The 21,575-nt window shown below is 46.1% G+C and carries 16 protein-coding genes; all 16 read right to left on the bottom strand.

Going from position 1 to position 21,575, the window contains the following annotated elements:
- Nucleotides 1-4: 4 nt before the first annotated feature.
- The gene (locus ACWXW9_RS11660; RefSeq protein WP_494929529.1) at nt 5-3,565 is read right to left on the bottom strand and encodes a hypothetical protein; all 3,561 of its coding nucleotides are present in this window, start codon (nt 3,563-3,565) and stop codon (nt 5-7) included.
- Between the two features lie 30 nt (nt 3,566-3,595).
- Nucleotides 3,596-5,431, bottom strand: coding sequence for a hypothetical protein (locus ACWXW9_RS11665; protein ID WP_494929530.1), 1,836 nt, complete (start codon nt 5,429-5,431; stop codon nt 3,596-3,598).
- A gap of 123 nt (nt 5,432-5,554) precedes the next feature.
- A complete protein-coding gene (locus tag ACWXW9_RS11670) occupies nt 5,555-7,288 on the bottom strand; it encodes a hypothetical protein (protein ID WP_494929531.1) in 1,734 nt (577 codons plus the stop codon).
- 161 nt (nt 7,289-7,449) lie between these two features.
- Nucleotides 7,450-9,768: a PKD domain-containing protein gene (locus ACWXW9_RS11675; RefSeq protein WP_494929532.1), complete on the bottom strand. Its 2,319-nt coding sequence runs from the start codon at nt 9,766-9,768 to the stop codon at nt 7,450-7,452.
- Between the two features lie 17 nt (nt 9,769-9,785).
- Nucleotides 9,786-10,172: a DUF8551 domain-containing protein gene (locus ACWXW9_RS11680; RefSeq protein WP_025682897.1), complete on the bottom strand. Its 387-nt coding sequence runs from the start codon at nt 10,170-10,172 to the stop codon at nt 9,786-9,788.
- 3 nt (nt 10,173-10,175) lie between these two features.
- Complete coding sequence (locus tag ACWXW9_RS11685; protein ID WP_494929533.1) at nt 10,176-10,595, bottom strand: hypothetical protein; 420 nt, start codon at nt 10,593-10,595, stop codon at nt 10,176-10,178.
- A 107-nt stretch (nt 10,596-10,702) separates the two neighbouring features.
- On the bottom strand, nt 10,703-14,140 hold the full coding sequence (locus ACWXW9_RS11690; RefSeq protein WP_494929534.1) for a peptidoglycan DD-metalloendopeptidase family protein: 3,438 nt from the start codon (nt 14,138-14,140) through the stop codon (nt 10,703-10,705).
- A 25-nt stretch (nt 14,141-14,165) separates the two neighbouring features.
- On the bottom strand, nt 14,166-15,215 hold the full coding sequence (locus ACWXW9_RS11695) for a hypothetical protein (protein WP_494929535.1): 1,050 nt from the start codon (nt 15,213-15,215) through the stop codon (nt 14,166-14,168).
- A gap of 1 nt (nt 15,216) precedes the next feature.
- Nucleotides 15,217-15,834, bottom strand: coding sequence for an S-layer homology domain-containing protein (locus ACWXW9_RS11700; RefSeq protein ID WP_494929536.1), 618 nt, complete (start codon nt 15,832-15,834; stop codon nt 15,217-15,219).
- 59 nt (nt 15,835-15,893) lie between these two features.
- Nucleotides 15,894-16,568 (bottom strand): hypothetical protein, encoded by a 675-nt coding sequence (locus ACWXW9_RS11705; protein WP_494929537.1) that lies wholly within the window; start codon nt 16,566-16,568, stop codon nt 15,894-15,896.
- Nucleotides 16,569-16,633: 65 nt separating this feature from the next.
- A complete protein-coding gene (locus ACWXW9_RS11710; protein ID WP_494929538.1) occupies nt 16,634-16,852 on the bottom strand; it encodes a hypothetical protein in 219 nt (72 codons plus the stop codon).
- 125 nt (nt 16,853-16,977) lie between these two features.
- Nucleotides 16,978-17,412: a DNA polymerase III subunit gamma/tau gene (locus ACWXW9_RS11715; protein WP_494929539.1), complete on the bottom strand. Its 435-nt coding sequence runs from the start codon at nt 17,410-17,412 to the stop codon at nt 16,978-16,980.
- Nucleotides 17,413-17,434: 22 nt separating this feature from the next.
- The gene (locus ACWXW9_RS11720; protein ID WP_494929540.1) at nt 17,435-18,487 is read right to left on the bottom strand and encodes a YomU family phage tail tube protein; all 1,053 of its coding nucleotides are present in this window, start codon (nt 18,485-18,487) and stop codon (nt 17,435-17,437) included.
- Between the two features lie 316 nt (nt 18,488-18,803).
- Nucleotides 18,804-18,938, bottom strand: a complete 135-nt coding sequence (locus ACWXW9_RS11725; protein WP_494929541.1) for a hypothetical protein — start codon at nt 18,936-18,938, stop codon at nt 18,804-18,806.
- Nucleotides 18,939-19,100: 162 nt separating this feature from the next.
- The gene (locus ACWXW9_RS11730) at nt 19,101-19,799 is read right to left on the bottom strand and encodes a queuosine precursor transporter (RefSeq protein ID WP_494929542.1); all 699 of its coding nucleotides are present in this window, start codon (nt 19,797-19,799) and stop codon (nt 19,101-19,103) included.
- 238 nt (nt 19,800-20,037) lie between these two features.
- On the bottom strand, nt 20,038-21,435 hold the full coding sequence (locus ACWXW9_RS11735) for an L-cystine transporter (RefSeq protein ID WP_494929543.1): 1,398 nt from the start codon (nt 21,433-21,435) through the stop codon (nt 20,038-20,040).
- Nucleotides 21,436-21,575: the final 140 nt, after the last annotated feature.

Consider the following 21,575-nt stretch of genomic DNA (forward strand, 5'->3'; position numbering starts at 1 on the left):
TCACCTACCTTGTCTTCTTCCAGTTCCAGATGTTCCAAGAAGCGATCTTGCCCATAATCATCCATATTTTTCGTTTAGGCATGCCTGGTACCGATTGATTCGTAGCTTCGGATGGAGTCTCAATCACCGTCTTCAGGGTTCTATGCCGATTGGCTGACTCTGGAGCTTCGATACGAACAGTAGCTGTTTTTTTCAAACGTGTACCCTCTTCTGCACCTGTAATCTGTGTTTTTATTACCTTTTTCTTTCTGCTAGCTTGTTGGTGTTCATCCTCAATATTTGTAGACATGACCTTCTTCTTGCGAGTTCCTTCAGATATAGCATGTAGGTCGGTTTCTTCTATTTTTAAAATAGGCTCTGCATTTGTATGAGCAGGCACTACTGCTTCCAACGTTTGTTCGTTGGCTTGGCCTTGTTCCAGCTTCTGAATATCCATGATTCTGCTGATATCTCCTAGCGTGGCTGTTTCATGATCGTCTCTGACACTGATGTAGGTCTGCTTCTCACCACTAGAGCCTTCCACGTGAACCCATAGGGCTTCAAGTACATTTTCAACATTGTTACCTTGTCCATGCACCTGCTCGATCACAGCCTCATTCGTCCTCATGATGCTGTTCGCCTGATCGATCTCACCTGTAATCGTCTCCTGAACGGATTCCATAGAGGCTGCTTGCTCTCCGTCAACGAGGACAGCATCGGAGACCTGATTATATTCCTGACTGTCAGCACAAGTGCCGTTAGTGATAACACTTGCTTGAATATCCGGATAGACCAAAGCGTGCTCCAATGAAGTAACATCAGCTTCCTTCATCTGTTCTAAAAGCTCGCCAGCTTTGACCTCATGCAGATCGGCTTCCACGCTCACGATGCTTACACGTTCCGATGGAACCAGCGTAACTTTCTCTGCTTCCAAACTTTCTACGCTTATTCGATCTGACGGAACCAGCGCGACTTTCTCCGCTTCCATTTCGCCAATATACTGTGCGCTTTCGAGTGGTCCTGACACCGTTGTATCAAAGTTCCCAGTGCTCATGGCTGCCCTTTCCAAATGACTATATTCACCTTCTGTAAACGATTGGATCATGGTGCCCTGTTCCATGGAATCTGTGACACCTGTAGTACTGGAGAAGGTTCTGCCTACTTCCATGTCCTGTATCATGACATTCGGACTATCCGAGCTAATAAGTGCCTGGCCCAACACCTGGATATCTGTTTCCGTAGATATGAGTCTTTCAGCATGTTCCATCGCATGATACGTACCTTCCTTAGAAGAGAAAGATTTACCGGATTCGGAATTCGTAAGCTGTCCCTCTTCAGTGGAAGACTTACTGCCCTGCTCGGCACTTGTTTGTAGCGTCCCTTCGGTATGCTCGATATTAGCTTGATCCGAACGAATCTGGATAGCTTCCAACGAACCACCAGCCAATGATGTTTCCAGTTGATGAATGACGCTATCAGTAATTAGAGCAACCGAAGTCTGAGTTGTCCCTTCCTTCACAGCCTCTGCCACAATATTTTCAATGCCTGCTTCAATGAGCTCCATTGCTTGCTCACCGTACATAATCTGGAGCATTCGAGCCATTTTGCTAATTTCAGGAGATTCCGCAATCATTTCTATCAGAACATCAGCTGCTAGTAACTCTCCATGCTGCCCCTCCAACTCCAATCCATTTAATCGCGCAGAACCAAGGTCGTCCAACTCTGCTTCTTCACTGACGTATATCCGCTCTCCACGCTGAGATTCGTCTAACGTTGCGTGATGCTCAGGGATACCAGAACTTAAATGCTCATTGTCAGCATCTGCGGAAGAATGGATATAGGCTGTAATGCTTCGCTCCTCTGGCACAACTTTAGAGTCATCATATGCTGAAGCTACTCTATATCGATCTGGACTGATAGGACAGACTTGTTCACTATTGTAGCTAGCCACACTCATAGGTTCATTCAAACTGTTCCCGCTTGAAGATGCGAGACCGCTAGTAACCGTTTCAGTCTGTACACCTATCTTCCTGTCAGAGAACTCCGTGCTTCCTGCTGCCGAATGGCCTTGAAGCCCTTCAAGTGAGCCGCCGTTCGAAGTCTCCTGCATTCGATGAATTGCACTTTCAATCGAGCTTGGTGTAGCTGGTACATCAACGTGCTGTAAACCCTCTGGCAGGTTATTTTCCATTCCCGCTTCGGCCATTTCTGTCGCGTACTCGCCATATACAGAGCGGATACTTTCAGACAACGTGCCCATCTCGGGTGGCCCGGTGACCGATCCCATCCTTGGGTCTGCTGTAATGGACGAAGTGTTTTCCGGTTGTATAGAAAATACGCCATGCTCCGCCTTCAGTATGCCTTGGGGCTCCGCAGCAACTTGAGGATAAATACGATTACCTGTGGCAGACCCTTGAATCATCATTGGCCTGTCATGACTCAACTCTGTTACGCCCATTCGCTCATGTTCAGCACCAGTGCCAGAATGCATCAATGCAGCAGTGCTATGTCCGTCGGTGGAATCCTTAAATTGGAGCTGATTGACAGACACCTGCCAATCTATGATGGCATCCTCGCTTTTGTCGAACTTCGCCATACGAGCTTCTACAGGGGCATCATCATCCTTGGCTCTAGCATCTGTCCCCAGTAGATCATCGGGAATAGTTCCGACTATCTGCTCAAGCTTGCTGGCTTTTGTTAAAGCGTTAATTTCATCCGAATCCAAAATCTGCTCCTTCACACTCGATTCTGATATTTCAATTAGGGCATCCCGAATATCGGTTCGATGGCGCAACGCCTCACTTGCGGGCTGGATGAGAGTTTCCATCGCAAAGCTTTCAGCCGCGACTGGCTGTTCTAACATCGCTTCGCGATCCTGAAATATCTGGTGAATAACCGTCTGTTGTTCAACAGTGTCTCCCTGCTTAATCGTTTCTCCGTAAATTCCAGATTCAGAAGAAGGCGATCCGTTCCCCTGACGCTGCTCGGATTCAGAGCCTGCATCAAAAAGTCCCTCATACACAGGGAAAACCTTCCCGTATTCATAAACAGAACTTAAAGCCTCTACCTGCTGCCTCATTTCAGAAACAGCGTCTTCTTCCTGCACCGCATTAAAAATAGAATCAGCCTGAATGGACTCCTGCCTATATCCCTGCTGAATAGAATCTGCATGTTCCATGGAATGGATCTTGCTACCTATTTTCCAACGCGCATCTGACGCTGTAGAACGTGAAGGCTGCTGCGCTTTCTGTCTGAGTTCTCCTCTAAAATGCCTGTGAATATCTGATAGGTAAGATACAATGGTCGAGTGAACGGCTTCCACGGTTTGACCCTCGAATTCACCAGCAATGGCTGCCTCTCTCCAATCTCTCCCGAATAAACTTGTAGCGGAATATGGAGCTTTGGATGCATTCTTTAACATATCCTGCCTCAGCGTTCGGTACGTACTATTCACAGGAGCAGACAGATGGTAACGCGTATCCCGCTGTGTATCCAAGATCATGTCTGTACCAAATGCCAGTTCATAGCCCTTTTTAGAAAAAAGGGCGGTGATACTGATCAGGTAAGATTTTTTACCGTCCAGCATGTCACCGCCGACCTCCTTTAACCCTGTAGGTTAACTGTTCTTAACAAGCGTTTCCTTCAGAATACCCAAGCCGATCGGAGCGAATGGACTAATGGTAGCCAGCGTAAACGGACTCACAGGTGTATCCGCCAAGGTATAACGGTAAATCTGTTTATACTCATAGGTAGCCAGAACCTCTTCATCCGCTTTCGGTCCTTTACCGTCCAGGAACGTGATTTGCTTGGTTTCCAGATCCAATGTGTAATCCGTGCCGAATTTGGCCTCGACACAATTAACTTTGATCACCAGATTGAATGGTGTACCATCATCTTTTAATGAAGGCTGGTGAGATAAATGGAATACCTTATTTTTCCCGTCACCTATGCCCAGAATTTCATGATCTGTCGTTTCTACGACCTCCAGCTCATCAAGCTGAGAGATATTTTTCGGATGAACAGCGTAGCACTCGTCCAGCTTACCGACAAAGCCATCATTTGGATGAACCACATACATAGGAGAAATATGGTATTTTCCACTGTACACCGAAGGGCTAAACCGGGACTCACCCGCGTCCACCTGCTTGTCATGTGTAATGAAGGCGAGATAATGCTGCTGGTAATACGTTCCGCCAATGGACTGTTGAAGCTGTACCGAGCTGTTACCGTTCGAGGTATTCAGTCCATAGTCTACGTATGTTGCACCCAGCTTCATATCCTTTCTCCATTTCACTTCGTCCTTTTCCCGGCAGCCAGAGATCAGAACGTGATTTTTTCTTGGCGATTTGCCAAGCGTGGTCATTTTGCCAATGTAAAGGGGTGCAAAGTATGTGTTTTCAGGACCCGAGGTAGGATCGGGACGCAGAAACATAACAATACGGTCTTTGTTGAAGTTCCCCCAATAATAGATGCTGGAATCACGCTGCCAGCCGCGAGTATAATTATCCAGTGAAGTAAAGGACAACGCTGTAGGCAACGAAGGATAAATATAGTATATGCAGGAGTACACAGCGTCCATTAAGCTTGCTCCGGAATCCGGGTCAAAGTTCCGGGTAGTCACATCCCCGAAATTAATCATGTCTGTTCCCGTACCCGCCAGTACTCTGATATAAGAAGCGTGAAGCTCACTGCCAGCGTCCGGTGCTTTAACTGTCGCCGGGATTTTAATCGTATTCGTTGCGTAGTCAACCGTAAAATCGGTAGGAGAAACCTCTACCTGATTAATATATAGCCGGACGCTTCCTGCCTTGATGGTCGTGTCCGCAGGTATTTTAAATTCTCGACGAGTTCCATCTCCGTCAGGAAGAAGGGATTCAGGGTCGCCTACCCTTACTCCGTTATTTACAGCTTCTACGATTTTTTCCGAGCGCACATCATCGAAGGTAAAGAAAAATAAACGTTTGGGTAGACTTGGAGCATTCGCAGCAGGTGCATAGGATACGGTAAATTGATCGCTTGCTAGTGCAGCTTTATTCAGCTTAAACACGCCACTGTAAGGTTCAAAGGTATATTCTGTCTTCTGAACGAATACGCCATTCTTATATAGCATCTCCGAGTCCGCCTCTACAGGCCGTACGACAACCTGCAATTGCGTGTCACTACCTTGTACCCGCTGTGCTTCTCCAAGCATGGAGTTTTGTGAGATGAAGTCCATCTCCCCGGGCTGTTTGACCGTTCCACCGTAACCAAAAGCCATGCCGAAATTACGTATCTGACCGTCACTGCCTGTGGATCTGAACAATCGGACGTCAGCGAATTTGGTCGCTGTATTTCTAGGGTTCCCGGTTACTGCCCGGTATTTAATAAACGTGTTCCAGCCATGAGCATTGAATTGTTTCTCCAATTCCTGCGGAAACAGTTGAAAAGTAGCATCTCCATCAAACCACGACACAATCAATCACCTCTAATATTAGATTAGCCAAGCTACACTATAGGGTAGTTGGTTATACTTTTATCTATTTCATATTAAGACAAGCCGATTCTCACTTGACTGAATTCCGCTTCTATTCGGTTACTACACCGGGCATTTAACTAAATATTTCCATGATGTAGATTCGGTATTTGAGCTTACGACTACCTTGATGGTAGTCACTCCATTAACTGGATTATAGTCGAACTCCAGTTTGCCTTTATTAGAAACGAGGCCACCTGTAGTAGCGACTACTTCATTCTGATAATACACATCCATTCGGTCAGCCTGAGTGTACATATCGTATTCAATGACCACTTTGCCTGGTTCAGAGCCCATTTCATGATTCTTCTCTGTAAGCTTTCCTCCCCCGGATTCATTCACCTCACCACATTGTATAGTGTCCGGTGGCAAAGGAGTTGGGGCTGGTTTTATTTCATTTCCTTCATCATCTACTGTGTTCACATACAAGCCAATGCCCGCGGGCCTGAATTGAGTACCTGGTTTTTTGGTCAATGGGGAAATTCCCTCTACCAAGAAGTAACGGTATACATCAAATTCATCTGGACAGTTAGCCCGCTTGACTCTTAATTTGTTGGCATTAAAGGAAAAGGCCGCCAAAGAGATCGTATCTTTTAACGTACCGCGCACACCCTCTTCGGGGTGAATAACGTATACTTTGGAAGTATGCACCTTCCCGCTGTAACGAGAAGGATTGAAAGTGTATTTGTACAAAGGATTTTCAGCATTATTCCAGGCTCGCGGATAATCCTTCTTGCCGTCAACAGAGGTTCTGGCCGGCGGCATGAGATTGGGCGGCGAATTCCAGGAAAGATAATGGGCTTGATATCTCGCACCCTGCTTGGCGCGATTAACCATAATATTATCCAGACCATTAGCCGGAAAGTTAGGATATGATTTTAATAATGGCATAATATGGGGCTGTCTGGCTGTGGTATCATCAAAGTCATACGTAGCGACTCCATTAACCGTATCCCTGATCGGAACCGTTCCTGCAAATAAAGCATAAACTTTATCGCCTTCCTCAACCGGGTCCAGCTTGCCAAAGTAGAGCGGAATGATCGGTACCAGATTATTTTCTGGAGCCGGTACATTATCACACTGAATGGTAAAAAAGAAATTCGTGTCAGAAAGTGTCCCTTTTACGGAAATTTCAGAATCACTCCACCAGTTTGTGTTTTGAACAGGGTAGTTAAAAGAGTTGTTGTAGTAAGACTCCATCAGCTTGTAGCGCAGACCTGCTTGCATGATTGGAGACTGCATTCGCGCGCCTTCTGCTTTGGTCACTGTAAACATGGGACCGCTACTCGTCGTCTTCCACGCAGATTCCTCTACTTCAATATCCAGCGCTGCTCGAAGCTGTCCGGCTTCAGAATTATCGTTCCAGGCCAGTACAAGATCCGCACCGTCTGGCTTTAATCCTTTCAGATCCTCCAGCATATACACATATAAAGTATGGGACAGCCGGTATTTGCGGAATTCATTCGTTGCCCATTCCCCAAACTGCTTGTAGGAATCTTTATCCGGGCGCTTCACATAATCAACCAATCGAGGGTACCATGTTCCGGCGATGGCGATACCGAAGCTTTGGTTTTCCTTATTGGAATATATAAAATGTTCGGCAACCGTGATCCGATAATTTGTATAATTCCTCACTAAATCCGAGGGATGGGTAATATTTGCATCAAAAATGACCCTTTTGTAATTGGCCGAGACTTTCCAGCCTGCGGTAGCGAGCAGCTCTCCCATACGGGGCTGTAAGTCCGCTTCTGTTACTTTTGGAGTAAATGCTGCTGCTGTCGTATCAATGAATGACATTTGTTTCTCCCCTTTCTTTGAATTACGATCTGTTCTTTGCTACTTCAGGATTTTGCAAAATTCGATTCCAATCGCTCCAAAGTGCAATATATAGACGAACTAGACCCTTTCGATCTATATATTGTTCATTGGAAGTCGCTTATTGGATTTTTGCAAAATCCTCACTTCATTACGTCGATGTCCGCTGTCGCCGTTCCTGTCTGTCCCAGCTCATTCGTTAAGGTAAAGGTTACGGTATACTTCCCCTCTTTATGAAAAGTAAAGCGGGCGTTATTCACCGTATGGCCTTCTGGATTCGCACCCCCTGAAGCAAACCAGTTGGAGATCAATACCGGAGAATGCTTGTTATAGGAAGACATCAATTCCACTCCCTCCCCAGCATGGACAGAAATATGGGACGGAGCCAGGGATACATCGAACGGAGGCGGCGAAATTGGTAACCGTTTTTCTGGCCTTCGAAGATTTCCAGCCTTCAGAATACCGATACCCGCTGGTCGATAAGGTGTCGCTGCCCGCTTGGTCAAGGGTGATATGCCCTCTGTCAGATAATAAGAATACGTCTGATGTTTAGGCCCCTCTCCATCGTTGCAGTATTCATCAACGGCCTCCAGCTCATCCCCGTTCATTATAGTTAGAGGCGACAGTAAAATAACATTTCGTAGTGTTCCGTGCGTACCATCTTCCGGATGTATTAATAAAGCTCTCGAGGAATGTACCTGCTCCGTGTATCGAGATGGATTGAACTGATACTGATAGGCACTGCTCATATCGCTGTTGTTCCAGGCTCGGACGTGCTTGGCTCCAATTGTGTCCTCCCGCAAGGGAGGCATCCTGTTTGACGGAACAGCCCAGGCAAAATAGTACGATTGATAACGCGCACCATACTTTGTTCTCTTGACCATGACAGAATCAATACCGTTACTCGGATGAACAGGATATTCTTTTAACATCGGTATAAGCGTATCCTGATGACGTTTTGGATCTGCATCATCATAGTCAAACCGGGCCGATTGGCTGAGCGCACTCTCTAAGCTTAGACCGTCTTTTGCAAATGCAGTTCCTGCGAATAAAGCGGCTGTAGCCCCCGCGTTTTCTGTATAGATTTGAAGATCCACCCAGACTCTTGCGGAAACAGGACTAAAGCCATCAACTCCGGAAGATGAGAACACATCCAAGTCAAATGAATTTTTACCATCCACCCCGTAGAGAGAGAATTCTCCAAGGCACTCTGCCTGATCTCTGGTATGGACGGGGGTGTGGGCTTCCGTGGTTCGTAGCTTTACAAGCTCCTGACCTGCAATACGTAGAGAAATATAGTTTGATTCCGCAGCCACATCTCCCGATAACCACACTTTCATCGTCGATCCGGTATTAACCATAGGACTATCCGAGAAAAAGGTTGCTTTGCGAGATTCCTCACCGCCATTCAGTTCAAAAACGCAGCTCTCGTGCATTATCGAATTTGCATTGCTCTGGACATCAAAATCGCCCATATAGATCGGGATTGAAGGTACTGCATTACGCTCCCAGGCAGGTGCTGTATCTCCCAGCAAAACCAGCATGGCAGACTTTCCATCCACGTAGCCTCTAAGCTGGACCTTGCTGTCCTGCCACCAGTTCGTGAATTTCACATTCATGGTGGCTACCTGTTCATAGCGATCCAATTGTGGAATCCGCGTCCGCGAAGCAACGTAAGGAGATTGGTAGAATTGAGGGAATTGATGCGTAATCATAAATTGAAGCGCTTGGGTCTCATCGTGCAGCCCCCACATCGAAGATTGAATCTCTACGTCCAAAGCGAGTCTTTTAAAATCAGCAGGTTGTTCCCAGCTTACAATCATTCTGCTCGTATTCACGAACTTTTCCAATTGATAAAAATAGATCGTATGACGCTCAAACAGGTTATCCTGTTCGACCTTCTGAACAGCCCAAGAGAATATCCCGTCAGATTGCGGCTCCAGCTGCGTTCCCCAACCGGCATGGTTTCTGTGAACAGCAAACGGGATTTTTGAGCCTGTATTGTGCAGCTTTTCCTTCACACTACCCAGCATGGCCATACCAAAAAGATGCCCCGATACATTTCGCAAAATGTAGTGCTTGGCCACAACAAATTCAAATTCCTCCGAGCCGTTCAGATCGCTGTAATAAACAGCCGCCTCTCCTGAAACCCCCGATGCAAAGGTAATACGTTGTCCGCCATCCTTTTTCTCTTCTGCTGAATAATAGGAAGACGGCATAAGCTCGCGATCCAAATACACAAAGTAGTCACCCTTATGCGCAAGCTTGGGAATATCTACATAGGAGTTGACGAGTGGAAGAGAGAATCGCTGAATCGTGGGTTTGACCAGTCGGCTCGAATAGACGACCTTATGAAATTCATCCACAATATCCCATCCGTTTTGAGAACAAAGGGTAACGATTTGGCTCAATAGCTGATCTTCGTTAACGAGCATTTCCAGCCAAGGACTATCCTCTGGCATGATGTTTCACCTCCTTTCTATTGGAGCATTTGATAGTTCACCCATATATCCTTGTTCCTGCCGCCTTCATTAAAAAACTCAAAACGAAATTCCGTCCCTGTCGGACAAGGAATAACGGCTGTAAAATACATCCCCTCAGGTAGATCCTTCGTGAAGATACGTTGGCATACCAGCTTATCCCCCACATACAGATTCCAATAATCGCTGGACTCATAAAAAGATGCTCCCACAGCTACCGCAAGCAGCTCGCAATCATGGCTGACTTGCATTGTGCTTTCTACCTTGCCAATTCCTCTGGATTCAATCCGATTGCCCACAATGTACGGTTGGGTCTTCGTTGGCATAAAAGGCGGGTCCAAACGTCCTCCTACCATATAGCTTGCAAAATTAGCACCACTGGACAACGACTACACCGCCCTTACATAATCAAGAGTCAGATTTTTGAACAAACCATTTTCACGAATAATGCTTCCACGTATAGCGTTTAACGATGGAATATCAGCCTCTTCTTCCATTTCTGCATTCAGGGTTGTGGAGGCTTCAAATTCAATGAAAAATCCGGTCACCTGCAACAGATCGTCCCGATACAGCGTTAGTCGTTCCAGCAAGCCGTTATCATAGGTGTATAACACTGACGTTACCAATGCAGGATATTGAGGCATTTCACGCGCCACGTCGATGGTCATGACATTGGGCTCCTCCGGAGCCTTTTTTTCCAACAAGTCGTCTGTCTGACCCGCATGTACTCTTTCCTTACGAACTTCACGTCGAATCAGATCAATAATCGGGAATACCTCGTTGGAGTTCGTAAAATTCTGGTTCTCCAAAGTTCACACCTCACCTTCTCCTTCAATATAAGAAAAAGGAAACGACAATTAACGCAGGCTGCGTAATGCCATTTCCTTTTAACTTGTTATGAATCATACGGTCAAAATCAGGATGTTGCAGGAAGAGCCGACCAGGTTAGCTCCAAATAGTTAATCATGCCGTATTCATTACCAACCAGCCTGTTGCCCTTAATCAGATAATATCCTGCATTACAGGTATGGTTGTCATACACATAACACCCATCCAAAAGCTCTATGAGGGGGTTACCGCGAATAACAATGTTTTTGGTACGGGCTTGTCTTTTCATATCAAAAAATACTTTATTCGCTATCTGCTGCTTGAGATCACGCATGGATGCACCATCCTGCTCTTCAATCCACGGTAGCTGTAATCCGGCGGTTCTCATATTCCCTTTGGTGGCGACAATCAGGCTTTTATCCAGAAAATGTTCCGTTAACCCCTCAGAACCAGAAATCATCAGATGGTTACGAACACGCGAGTAGTCGGTAGAAGACGTCATTTCAAGCAAATGATCATCTGTAAATCCCCACTTGGAACGCGCTACCTGATCCCAATCCGGAGTATCCAGAAAATTCATTCGTTTCAGTGTAAACGTTCCGTAACGATCGCATCTGACATCATAGGGCAAATCCTGTATGAGCAATTGAATAGCATCCGCTGCCCTTGTTCCCGCCTTGAACGATACCGTCGCTACAAAAGGAGTTTTCCAGCCTTCGGTCGTCTTCATACATTCTTGATCCTTGGGAATTGTCTGAAGTTCTCCTGTCTCGGGATCAAATCTCATGTAGGAGTGATTGCCCTTCTTTACATCACCATACACGGTTTCGTCTATATCCAGACCAGGGTATCGGCAATCTTCACTGTGCACACGCCATGAATCAAGACCGGCTGCAACCACAATATCCTTTACGATACTGGATTTCACCCAGGCAAAGGCGCCGCCGTCCCCAGCATACGCTTCCTCCGGAGGATAGACCATATCCTTATAAAATATAAATTCCTCCAGCATATCATAACGGTCTACACAGTGAAACGTAAGCGTCCTTCTGTTGGCATCCTCCTCAATTTCACCCTTGATCATGCCTGTAAATACACGTACCAATTCATCGCCATAACCTGCATAAATACGGACGGGAGTCCCTTCACTAATCAGGTGACGTCGCTCTCCCTCCTCCCAATAGGTAAATTCGTTAGGCTGCTGCTTCCTTCCATCCGGACATGCAGGGTACCTTTCCACGGATGGGGAGTAAATCCCTTTGGCATTATTTAAAGTTACGGTGGCTGAGGTAGAAGACATGTCCATGTGAGAATGAACCTCCCAGTTCATCACATCCCGTTCCAGTGAAGCGGTATCCTCATACTGAAACCCGCCAACGTCATACCATTTCTCCTTATACGTATCTGCGATATGGGTGGCAAACTGCTCAATAGAGTAATCATGAAAAGCATATTTAACCTCTGCAATATATAGGCCACCACTGGATACGGAAAACCGCAGTCTGTTCGTTGTATCATCCTCGGATACGCCGCGTACCCGGGTATTTTCCCATTGTTCGATACCGCCTGGCAGTATGTTTTTTATATATACATCCATATCCGTTTCGTTATGACAGGTTACAACATAATCGGTGTACTCGCTCAAATGGTTATGGCTATAGGAGCCGACATTCGTAAAAATCCCCTGATCTGTAACCTTGACCACAAAGGCTTTGGAGCCGTTGGACATCATGATTTTCCCTTGTGTTCCCTGATCGGCCTTGATTCGGAACTGCATCGTAATTGGAAATTTGTTAATCTTCCCAGCCCGTTCAATACCAGCCTCTTCCCGTGCGGTGGATATTTTCTGCTGATTTCCCAGATCCGTCACCACTACCTGCTGATCGGGAGTCCAATTATTTATTGTGCACATCGGGTCTTCAAACGTCCAGACGGTTTTGGCCGAGATGGATTCCACATCAAATTCTCTAGCTTTCAGCAAAGTGATCCCGAAATTGCCCCTTGACGCCTTGGAAGGATTCGACATGGAAAATTCAATTTTGTGGTGTCCACCAGTCACTGGAATAGAGGGAGGATAAGCCAGTCCATTTTTGGCATTTATCCCTTCAATGGTCGCAACTACATGGTCGTCCACCTTCACCTCTACTCTGTCCTCGATATCCATATCCGAAACATAGGCCCAGCTCAAACAGCCTGCCTTAAACCAGTCATGAACAAACGTGAATTTCTTCACCTCTCCTGCCCCTTCTGTTCGGTCAAAACCTAAAACATTACGGACCTGATTAGGCGTTTCATTCGTGAAAAATTGTGTGGCACCTGCGATATCCACAAATTTCGAAGGGTCCAGACTCGTTTTTTGAGCCGTAAAATCCTTGAAATACGATACTTTCTCCGTGGCACGGTTGATCTGGTAGGATACAATGGATTGATCTACTTCTGAGTTTGCGCTGCGAGTTCTTCCGTCCCCCCACTGCTTGATTTTCACAATGACAGGTTTTCGGCCAAATTGAAGGCATTTCTCCGCATTTTCCATTAAAATTTCAATACGTTTGCCCTTCGTGGAGCCAGCCGTATCATCAGCCACATATTCGCCCCAATTGTTCCCGTCTACCAATAGCTCAACCTTACTTCCCAACGGAATGACAGAGGGATCGACAGCGATAATTTTGTAATCCTTCCACTGCCGTACATCTGTTCCGCCTCTTGTAATGCCTTCAGAGTTTGCAGCATTTACATAATAAGCCCACGCTTCCATACTATATTCCGTATAGGATTCAACAGCACTAGCTTCCAACGATGAAGCGGCCACGCTTTTATTCTGAACAGCCGTATCCAGCGTTCGAATGGGTAATTGTATGGCTTTTTCCCCACGCAGGAAAGCTTCGGGGTTCATATCCTTGCCATCCTTGCGAACCTCAAAATGAAGATGTGCTCCATCCCTGCCTTCACTACTATTCTTGTGACCCGAGTTCCATCCTATAGCAATCGGGTCTCCAGCCTTCACATGATCTCCAACCTTGACCATCATGGCATTGGGTTTCAAATGAGCATAACGGGTCGTCCAGCCATTGCCGTGATCAATATATACAGCGTGACCGTAGCCCTTTACGGCACCAGCCGCAGTGATTCTCCCATCCCATACGGCATGGATGATATCTTCCTTGTCACAAGTCAGGTCCACTCCCTTGTGATGAGGACGCTTGGAGTTCACTGAACGGTGACGGCTGGTAACCAGCATGCCCTGAATGTGATTCGAATCGGTAACATGTTCACGCATTTTTGCACTTGAAAGGATAGGCATGGACATAGGCAAATTGGAGAGACGTGCTATCTCGCTAATCTTTATTGCTTCCTTTTCACTTGTTAGTTGGGTCACGCCATCAATGGATAAAAAGTCTTTAACGGACGTATCTTTTACATATTGAACGACGTCTTGGTTTGGCCGCGATCCGCGGACATAGGACATTTTGTCCAGCTCTACAATTACGCGTGGCTGATGACCCAGAGCCTGTCCGTGCTTATTCATGGATTCAAAAGTCATTTTTCATCACCTATCTGAATTTTTCTAGGGCCCATTCTATGAATCGGTTTAAAAATACGACAGCTTCCGCACGTGTAATACATTTTTCTGGCTCCAGCATATTGTTTTCATAGAGTGGAAATACGTAGCTTCCGTCTAAAAACTGCTCACTTATCAACTCCATAACATCCTGCTCATACCATTGGCCTGAGAAAGAGCTTCGGTCCTGCAAGGTTCTCAGCGGATACGTATTGCTCTCCAATCCACGGTCGGTATATCTGTTATAGATATCCACCCGCATCTGTTGAAGAAAAACAAGAAACTGTGCTCTTTTCATACGAACATTCGGAAAGAAACGGTCATGATAACGAGCGTGTGCAGTGCTGACAACGACTGTCTCCTGTTTGAATTGCACACTCCCGGCCTCACGATAGTTATATCCGACAGTCGCGGGAAATCCGTTATAGTTGAAGGGGAGATACGCAATTCCTTGATGAATCACAAATGCATCCTGTCTGAAGCCGAATGCTTTCTTAATAGTTTCCTTTGGATCTTCTTCCGGTTGGATTTTCACAGGCAACCGCTTGAGCTTGGTTCCCAGAACCGTGACCGTCTCCGGCTGATATTTCGTTTGGCTCTGATAATCAGCCGCCATGGACAAGGTCGCAGAAGGCAGGGAAATCAGACTTTCGTCCGTCTCAACATAAGGCCCTTGAACACAGCCATCCTCCTGATAAGCGGGTCTGCCATATGCGATGCATACCACCTCAAGTCCGCCGGATAAAGGATGGGGCATCGTTATTTTTTCGTTTTCCACTCTTTCAGGCTGTACCTGAACTCCAGTGACGAAAACAAAAACTGGATTTTCAATATGCACCTGATAGCCGGGAATGGAAAATTCCTGCTGACCATCAAACGTTACAAAGCGCTTGACAATGCGTTCATGTCCTTGTTCAAAAGTGTCGTAGGATGTCCCCTCGATAAAGCTGTGCTCGTTGCGGGCATCCAGACCTAAACGTGCCATATCTAACATATCTCTATAAAACCAATCCAGTGGATCTACATCAATCCAGCGTTTCATCTCAATACCCCCTTAGAATCCGGTCCACATACCTGTAGGACCTCATCAAAAAGGTGATTCCCTCTGCCCGGGTACAGCTCTCGTCCGGTCTGAAGTAAGGGCTGACTTCCCCTTCAGTCGCAGGGATGGTAACCATGCCACGCTGCTCCATCTCCTCGATATAGCTGGATGCCCAATGGTCTTTGAGGTCCATGAATTGGCTTTTGCAGCGAGAATCATCGCTTTGCTTGCGAATAAGTGACATTTGGACTTGGATGATATATTTAGTCTCCATCTCCGCCGTTTGAATATCTGGCTTACCTGTCACAATCCCCAGATAAATCGTGCCTTTTTCATCATAGTATTTGTGCTCTGAGCCTATAAAAGACAGCCAGTCCGCGTATTCCTTTTTACTGTAGAATAGCAGCGTTAGGCTAGCTGTATAATGTGAGGTTCCACGGTTGATCAAGCCTGCTGAGTAGGAAAACGTCTCATGAACATGAGATTTCAGATGGGGAGCCGGTGGCTTGTATTCGCTGATTAGCTTGGCCTTAACCTCGACAAAACGAATTCCGTTATCGTAAAATAGTCGCTTTTTGTAGATCACATCTTCTGATTCATGGGAACTTTGCTGAGTCAAAATGTATACCTCCTGTCATTAAAAATGATGTTTGCTCCTCCGGTGCGACGGAGTAAGGATTAATATAACGTACTGCTACGATAAGCAGTGGTCGGATTCATAAGAAGCTGATCCCGTAAGCTTCCGGCTCTACCGTTTTTAAGACCTCTTCCCAATCCGTTACCGATCGCTTCCAGTTGGGTCGGACTTACGTCATTCGTGACATTAGGCAATGTCATATGGACGATGACGTCACCGGAGTTGATCGTATAAGATGGCTGCACGTTTGTACGTGTCAGATATTCATTTTGGGTCAGCTCCGTTACGCCTTCTGGCATATGAAATGTACGTTTAAAACGGAGTACACTTTGCAAGTCCCGAGCTTGGTGCTTGCGCATACGGATATACTCCATAGAGCCTGTTCGTATATCTGCTATTTCAGCGTTTAGCGTCTTCCTGCTTTGATCCCTCTGCACCTTGCTCATGTATTCATTCATGGGGAAGGTCAGCGGCTTCGTTTTACCATTCATATCATCTTGCATACTCTGACTCGGATCTGCGGGTGGCTGATCTGGTTTTTGCTGGTTTACTTCTGGCCTTGTCCTACAATCTAATAAGGTACTTAACGTGCGCTTGTGTTCCTCCAAACGCCCGAAGCGTAAAACTAGCCCCTGCTTCTCTTTATTAGAAGAATGCCTTAGTGTCTGAATAAATGCCTGTAGCTCCACAAGCACATCAGTCTCTATATTGCCCATACATTCACCGCCTTTTATAAAATGAAACTCCCGCTCCTCCATACGGAGCAGAGCAGGAGTGTCTCTCAACCAAGCATATTAGCCAGAAATGCCATATCTTCTTCGTCCGCTATTTTATAGTCGCCCATATAAGAGCCGTCTTCCCTGACTTGTTTACGGCCTTTACGGCGGATATCCGGACGATCCGTTCCACCAGTCCCGCTCCATAATCCACCGGCAGACATAGAGGAAACTTTAATGGTAAATTCGATATGGTCATGACACTGCTCCAGATAGTAGCCCAACTGAGGGAGCGTAAGGTCCCAAACCTGATGCTTGTCCAGGTGACAATAATGGGCCAGCTTAAAAAAGAGATTCGCCCAGTCAATAGGAGCTTGCCGGTCATACTCCAGCTCCTCATCCTCAGTGGCTACATGGACTTTTTTATTCCATTCAGACCGATCATGGCATCAATAATTTGCTTGGCCGTTTCAAGGTCAACATACTCTTCCAGATACTCAGGAGTCATCCAGCTATAGTAAGGCTTGAAGCCCATCATCAGCACATCTATCAGCTCATGATAACGATCCGCACCTTCCGGATCATCTGGGATTAGATTTGCAATAATAATGCCGGAATCAATAGCATTCAGCCTTGTAATCAGCTTACGCGCATCCTTTAACCCAAGCGGGGGCAAATAATACGTTTTACCGTCACGTAAACGTACCTTTTCATCTTCTTCAAAGAATGCTTTTTCTTTGATCTGCGCTTCCTCTTCTGTCAAAACCTTCTTTGCACTTTCTACCACCGCATCTGACTTGGAAGGCTCATTCTTGGATGGAATAGTGAGCTCTCTTTCATTCATTGTGAAGACACATCCTTACGTATTAGTTGTTAGCAGATGTTGCTGCAATCTCATAACGCTTGATCGTGCCGAGCTTGTTATCAAAACGTTCCGGGTCAATGACCGTTAAGGTTACACTATGCGTAGATGCCTGCTGGCGCTGAGCATCAATCGTGAAATTGGATTTCACACGACATTGATACAATTCCGTTTGGTATCCTTGCACAGAGCCGTCCTTTTGCTCAAAACGGCCATCATGAACCAGGTGAACCGTCAACGGTAAATCACTGCTCGAAATATCCAGAACATCCACCACTTCATTGCGCTTATAGTTTACATAAATAGCTACATCCTTCAACGCCGCATTGAAAATCAGCTTTCCCTCTTCAACAAGGTATTGCTCCTCGGTAGGGGTTCCGGTGAGCGAACGTTTGAGAAGCTTGTTTCCATTTAGTGTACGCACTGAAATTTCAGGCGTGGTATGCAGCGAGGTACCAAAGACAAGCTCTGCCTCACACTTCCCGTTTACTTCCTGAATAACGTGCTTCTCTTCCAGCTCCCACACAAATCCATCATCATCCTGCTGAATTCCACTCAATGCGACAGGATAGACAATCACTACTTTTTTCCCGGCCAACGCTGCATCGAACACTGCCTTATTACCTGTGACGGTAACTTCCGTGGTTACATCTGTGCCTGTAATTACATCCTCGTAAGCCTTCATAGCAGGACTTGTCGCTGCGGCTTCTGTGAGCAGCACCTGGTATGGGGATTCCCCTGGAACCGTCACAGTTTCCGTTGTCAGTTGGTATGACGCTCCGCTAACACCTTCACGAAGCTTGGAACCGAGGACGAGACGGACCAGATTTAAGTCAAATTTGGCATCTTGAGCTGTAATATCTATCGTTTTTTTACGAAGCAATGCATCCAAGGGCACACTGGAATCTCCACCCTCGATATCCTGCATATCCAGTTGGATGTCCAAAAGCATGTTGTTCAGTGTTCCAATCGTGATGAGTTCATCACTATTCGGAATTTTAGCCATAAACTTGCCCGCACCTTTAATCAACATTTTTTTGTTTTTCGTCATTCTCATCTTCAAAAACCTCCAGTTTATTATTCCATTCTAATGATATCCCGATTGGAATGGAGTATTTATATGTGTTCTCAAGGCCCGCGTCATGATCTGAACCCGTGACAACTTGACCTTTGAACAAACCACCTTCCTGACGATATCAATATAAGTGAAGTATTGGATGTTTTAACTGTAGCGACGTACTTGATCTCTTCATCGTCCTTGTTTCTTCATACAGGGTCTGCACCCCTCAATAGACGACCTCGGAATATGCTGCTGCCGATTAGACTGTTCGACTTCATGAGGATAAACAAGTTTACCGAACTGATCCATTACTTTACCTGTAAGCTCGCCGATACAATGCAGGCATTAGCATGGCTTCTCCTGCCATTTTCTCCTGTGTAAAACTTTCTTTGGCCCTTTGTGTCACATAGCGAAATTTACACCGGATACATGGGGTAAACTGCTTCATTCCATAGCCTCCTTCATAGTACAAGGTTTGTTTTTTTCCTTACATAGTCTCCAATCTTACAATTCATCTGACGATCTCTATGTTTCAATATAAGCAACTGTAAGCTTCATTGAACGATTTCATTGGTTATACAAAAAAAAGGAGGAGCAACCCCAAGCCAAATTACGGCTTGAGCGTCTGCCCCTCCTCTTCTGCAAAGCGGAAGTTGCGTGCGATGTACAATATCGGTGTACCCGCCGCGGTTAGTACAAATTTTAAGATATAGGTGGTGAACAGTAGCTCCAGCCATATTCCCCATTCGTATCCGTAAAAGGCGATGCTGCAAAAAATGAGCGTATCAATAAACGAGCTAACCATCGTGCTGCCATTGCCGCGAATCCAGAGCTGGTGACGTTCCGGGAAAAACTTGCGAATCCATGAGTATAGACGAACGTCCAGCAATTGGCTAACCGCATAGGCCGTCAGGCTGGCAAGTGCAAGTCTTGGTAATAGTCCGAATAATTGCTGCATCGGCGCCTGGGCAAAATCGGTTGCATTAGGCTGAAACACCAGCGCCATCTGCATCGTTAGCGTCGTCATAATCAAAGTAAAAAATCCGAACCACACCGCTTTACGCGCCTCTTTGGGTCCATATTTTTCATTTAGTAAATCGCTGGCCATGTACATAGAGACATACATTGTGTTTCCCAAAGTCGTCGTAATACCGAGCAGATCGATGGTTTTGGTTACCTGAATGTTGGCAAGCACAGTAGCCACACCAATCCAGGCGTACAACCCTTTTTTACCGAATAAACGATAACATAACAAAAAGAACATAAAATTGACGAGGACAAAAGTTGCCCCCCATAGCAAATTAAACATGAAAGCCTCCTAGTTTTGATAGCGCGGGATGGTCGCGAACCGCGGTTCTTCCGAAGCAAGCTGGAAAAACATTATTTTAATGTATCACAGATTACGATTCGTGAACAGTAATAACTTAAATCAATAAAACAACACAAAGAGCCGACCTTATGGCCGGCTCTGAGTATTAATATGCACGCAGATACTTCTCCCTCTAAAACCTGCCCCTAGACTACGTGGAGAGTTTCTATTATCCCAATCAGGGGCGTGCCGCCGCATCCAAATCCATGCCGTGGTCGTTGAACACGTCCTGATCATTCTCCTTGAGCACCTTACCTGAAATGAGTCCTGCTGTAATGGAATCATTGACATTCAGCGCTGTGCGTCCCATATCAATCAGTGGCTCAACCGAAATAAGCAAGCCTGCCAAGGCTACGGGCAAGTTCATGGTCGACAGCACGATCAGAGAAGCGAAGGTAGCACCACCGCCTACACCCGCCACGCCGAAGGAGCTGACCGTAACCACCAGAATGAGCGTGAGGATAAAATCCCAGCTCGTCGGATCTATACCCACGGTTGGCGCAATCATGACCGCCAGCATGGCCGGATAAATGCCTGCACAGCCGTTTTGTCCAATGGTCGCTCCCAGGGTGGCAGACAAATTCGCGATGCCGTCCGACACACCCAGCTTTTTCGTTTGCGTTTCAACATTCAGCGGAATCGTTGCGGCACTGGAACGGGATGTAAAGGCAAAAACCAGCGTAGGCAATACCTTTTTCACATACGTTACCGGGTTATAGCCGAACAGAGCCAGCAAAATAAGATGAATGATGAACATGACCAACAAAGCCACATAAGAAGCGAGCACAAACTTGATCAGCTTCAAGATTTCATCCGGATTCGTCGTGGCTACAACTTTAGTAATCAGCGCCAAAATGCCGTAAGGCGTCAACCTCAGTACCAGCGTCACAATCCGCATCACTACAGCGTACACGGCATCGATTACTTTACGGAAGGTTTGCGCCTGCTCTGGCTTTTTACGATCCAGCCCAAGCACGGCCACCCCGATAAAAGCCGAGAAAATCACTACTGCCAGCGTCGAAGTACGACGAGCTCCCGTCATATCCTCAAATGGATTGGATGGAATAAATTCCAGCACCTGCTGTGGAATCGTCATATCCTGAACTGTTCCAAGACGCTCCTCCATCTTCAAGCCCTGTGCTTGTTCCTTTTCCCCACTTTGGATCTCAATCGCTTTAAGATCGAACGACAAGCTGGTCATAATACTAACCGAAGCGGCAATAGCGGTTGTAATCAGCAGTACAGCAATGATGGACACGCTGATTTTGCCAAGATTCTGTCGTCCCTTCAAATTCATAATGGCTGAAATAATCGACACCATGATGAGCGGGATAACTACCATTTGCAGCAAACGAACATAACCATTACCTGCCAGGTTGAACCAATCAACCGATTTCGTAATGACCTCCGAACCCGAGCCATAGGCGTACTGGAGAATAGCCCCGTAGATTAGACCGAAGCCCAGTCCGGCAAACACCCTTTTCGTAAAAGAAACATGCTTCTTCTGCATCCAGACTAACACGCCGAGCAGCAAAAGCAGCACTACTACGTTCAAAATGATAAAGAAGGTATCCATATATCATTTCCTCCAAACTTGTTATGTTTTATAAAGTGACCCTTCAATCCGTTGATTACTATATCACAATACCAACTATTTTTGTAGGTTTTGTATTTATAAAATAATTTAAAGCAGTTTTTCCCTTCATCCAACTGAAC

The sequence above is a fragment of the Paenibacillus sp. LT-B23 genome (assembly GCF_059417685.1).

Bases quoted from the DNA above. Each gene is read 5' to 3' on its own strand.
- ACWXW9_RS11660 (WP_494929529.1), bottom strand. From the start codon at position 3,565: ATGCTGGACGGTAAAAAATCTTACCTGATCAGTATCACCGCCCTTTTT.
- ACWXW9_RS11670 (WP_494929531.1), bottom strand. From the start codon at position 7,288: ATGTCATTCATTGATACGACAGCAGCAGCATTTACTCCAAAAGTAACA.
- ACWXW9_RS11675 (WP_494929532.1), bottom strand. From the start codon at position 9,768: ATGCCAGAGGATAGTCCTTGGCTGGAAATGCTCGTTAACGAAGATCAG.
- ACWXW9_RS11690 (WP_494929534.1), bottom strand. From the start codon at position 14,140: ATGAATAAGCACGGACAGGCTCTGGGTCATCAGCCACGCGTAATTGTA.
- ACWXW9_RS11695 (WP_494929535.1), bottom strand. From the start codon at position 15,215: ATGAAACGCTGGATTGATGTAGATCCACTGGATTGGTTTTATAGAGAT.
- ACWXW9_RS11705 (WP_494929537.1), bottom strand. From the start codon at position 16,568: ATGGGCAATATAGAGACTGATGTGCTTGTGGAGCTACAGGCATTTATT.
- ACWXW9_RS11715 (WP_494929539.1), bottom strand. From the start codon at position 17,412: ATGAATGAAAGAGAGCTCACTATTCCATCCAAGAATGAGCCTTCCAAG.
- ACWXW9_RS11720 (WP_494929540.1), bottom strand. From the start codon at position 18,487: ATGAGAATGACGAAAAACAAAAAAATGTTGATTAAAGGTGCGGGCAAG.
- ACWXW9_RS11725 (WP_494929541.1), bottom strand. From the start codon at position 18,938: ATGAAGCAGTTTACCCCATGTATCCGGTGTAAATTTCGCTATGTGACA.
- ACWXW9_RS11730 (WP_494929542.1), bottom strand. From the start codon at position 19,799: ATGTTTAATTTGCTATGGGGGGCAACTTTTGTCCTCGTCAATTTTATG.
- ACWXW9_RS11735 (WP_494929543.1), bottom strand. From the start codon at position 21,435: ATGGATACCTTCTTTATCATTTTGAACGTAGTAGTGCTGCTTTTGCTG.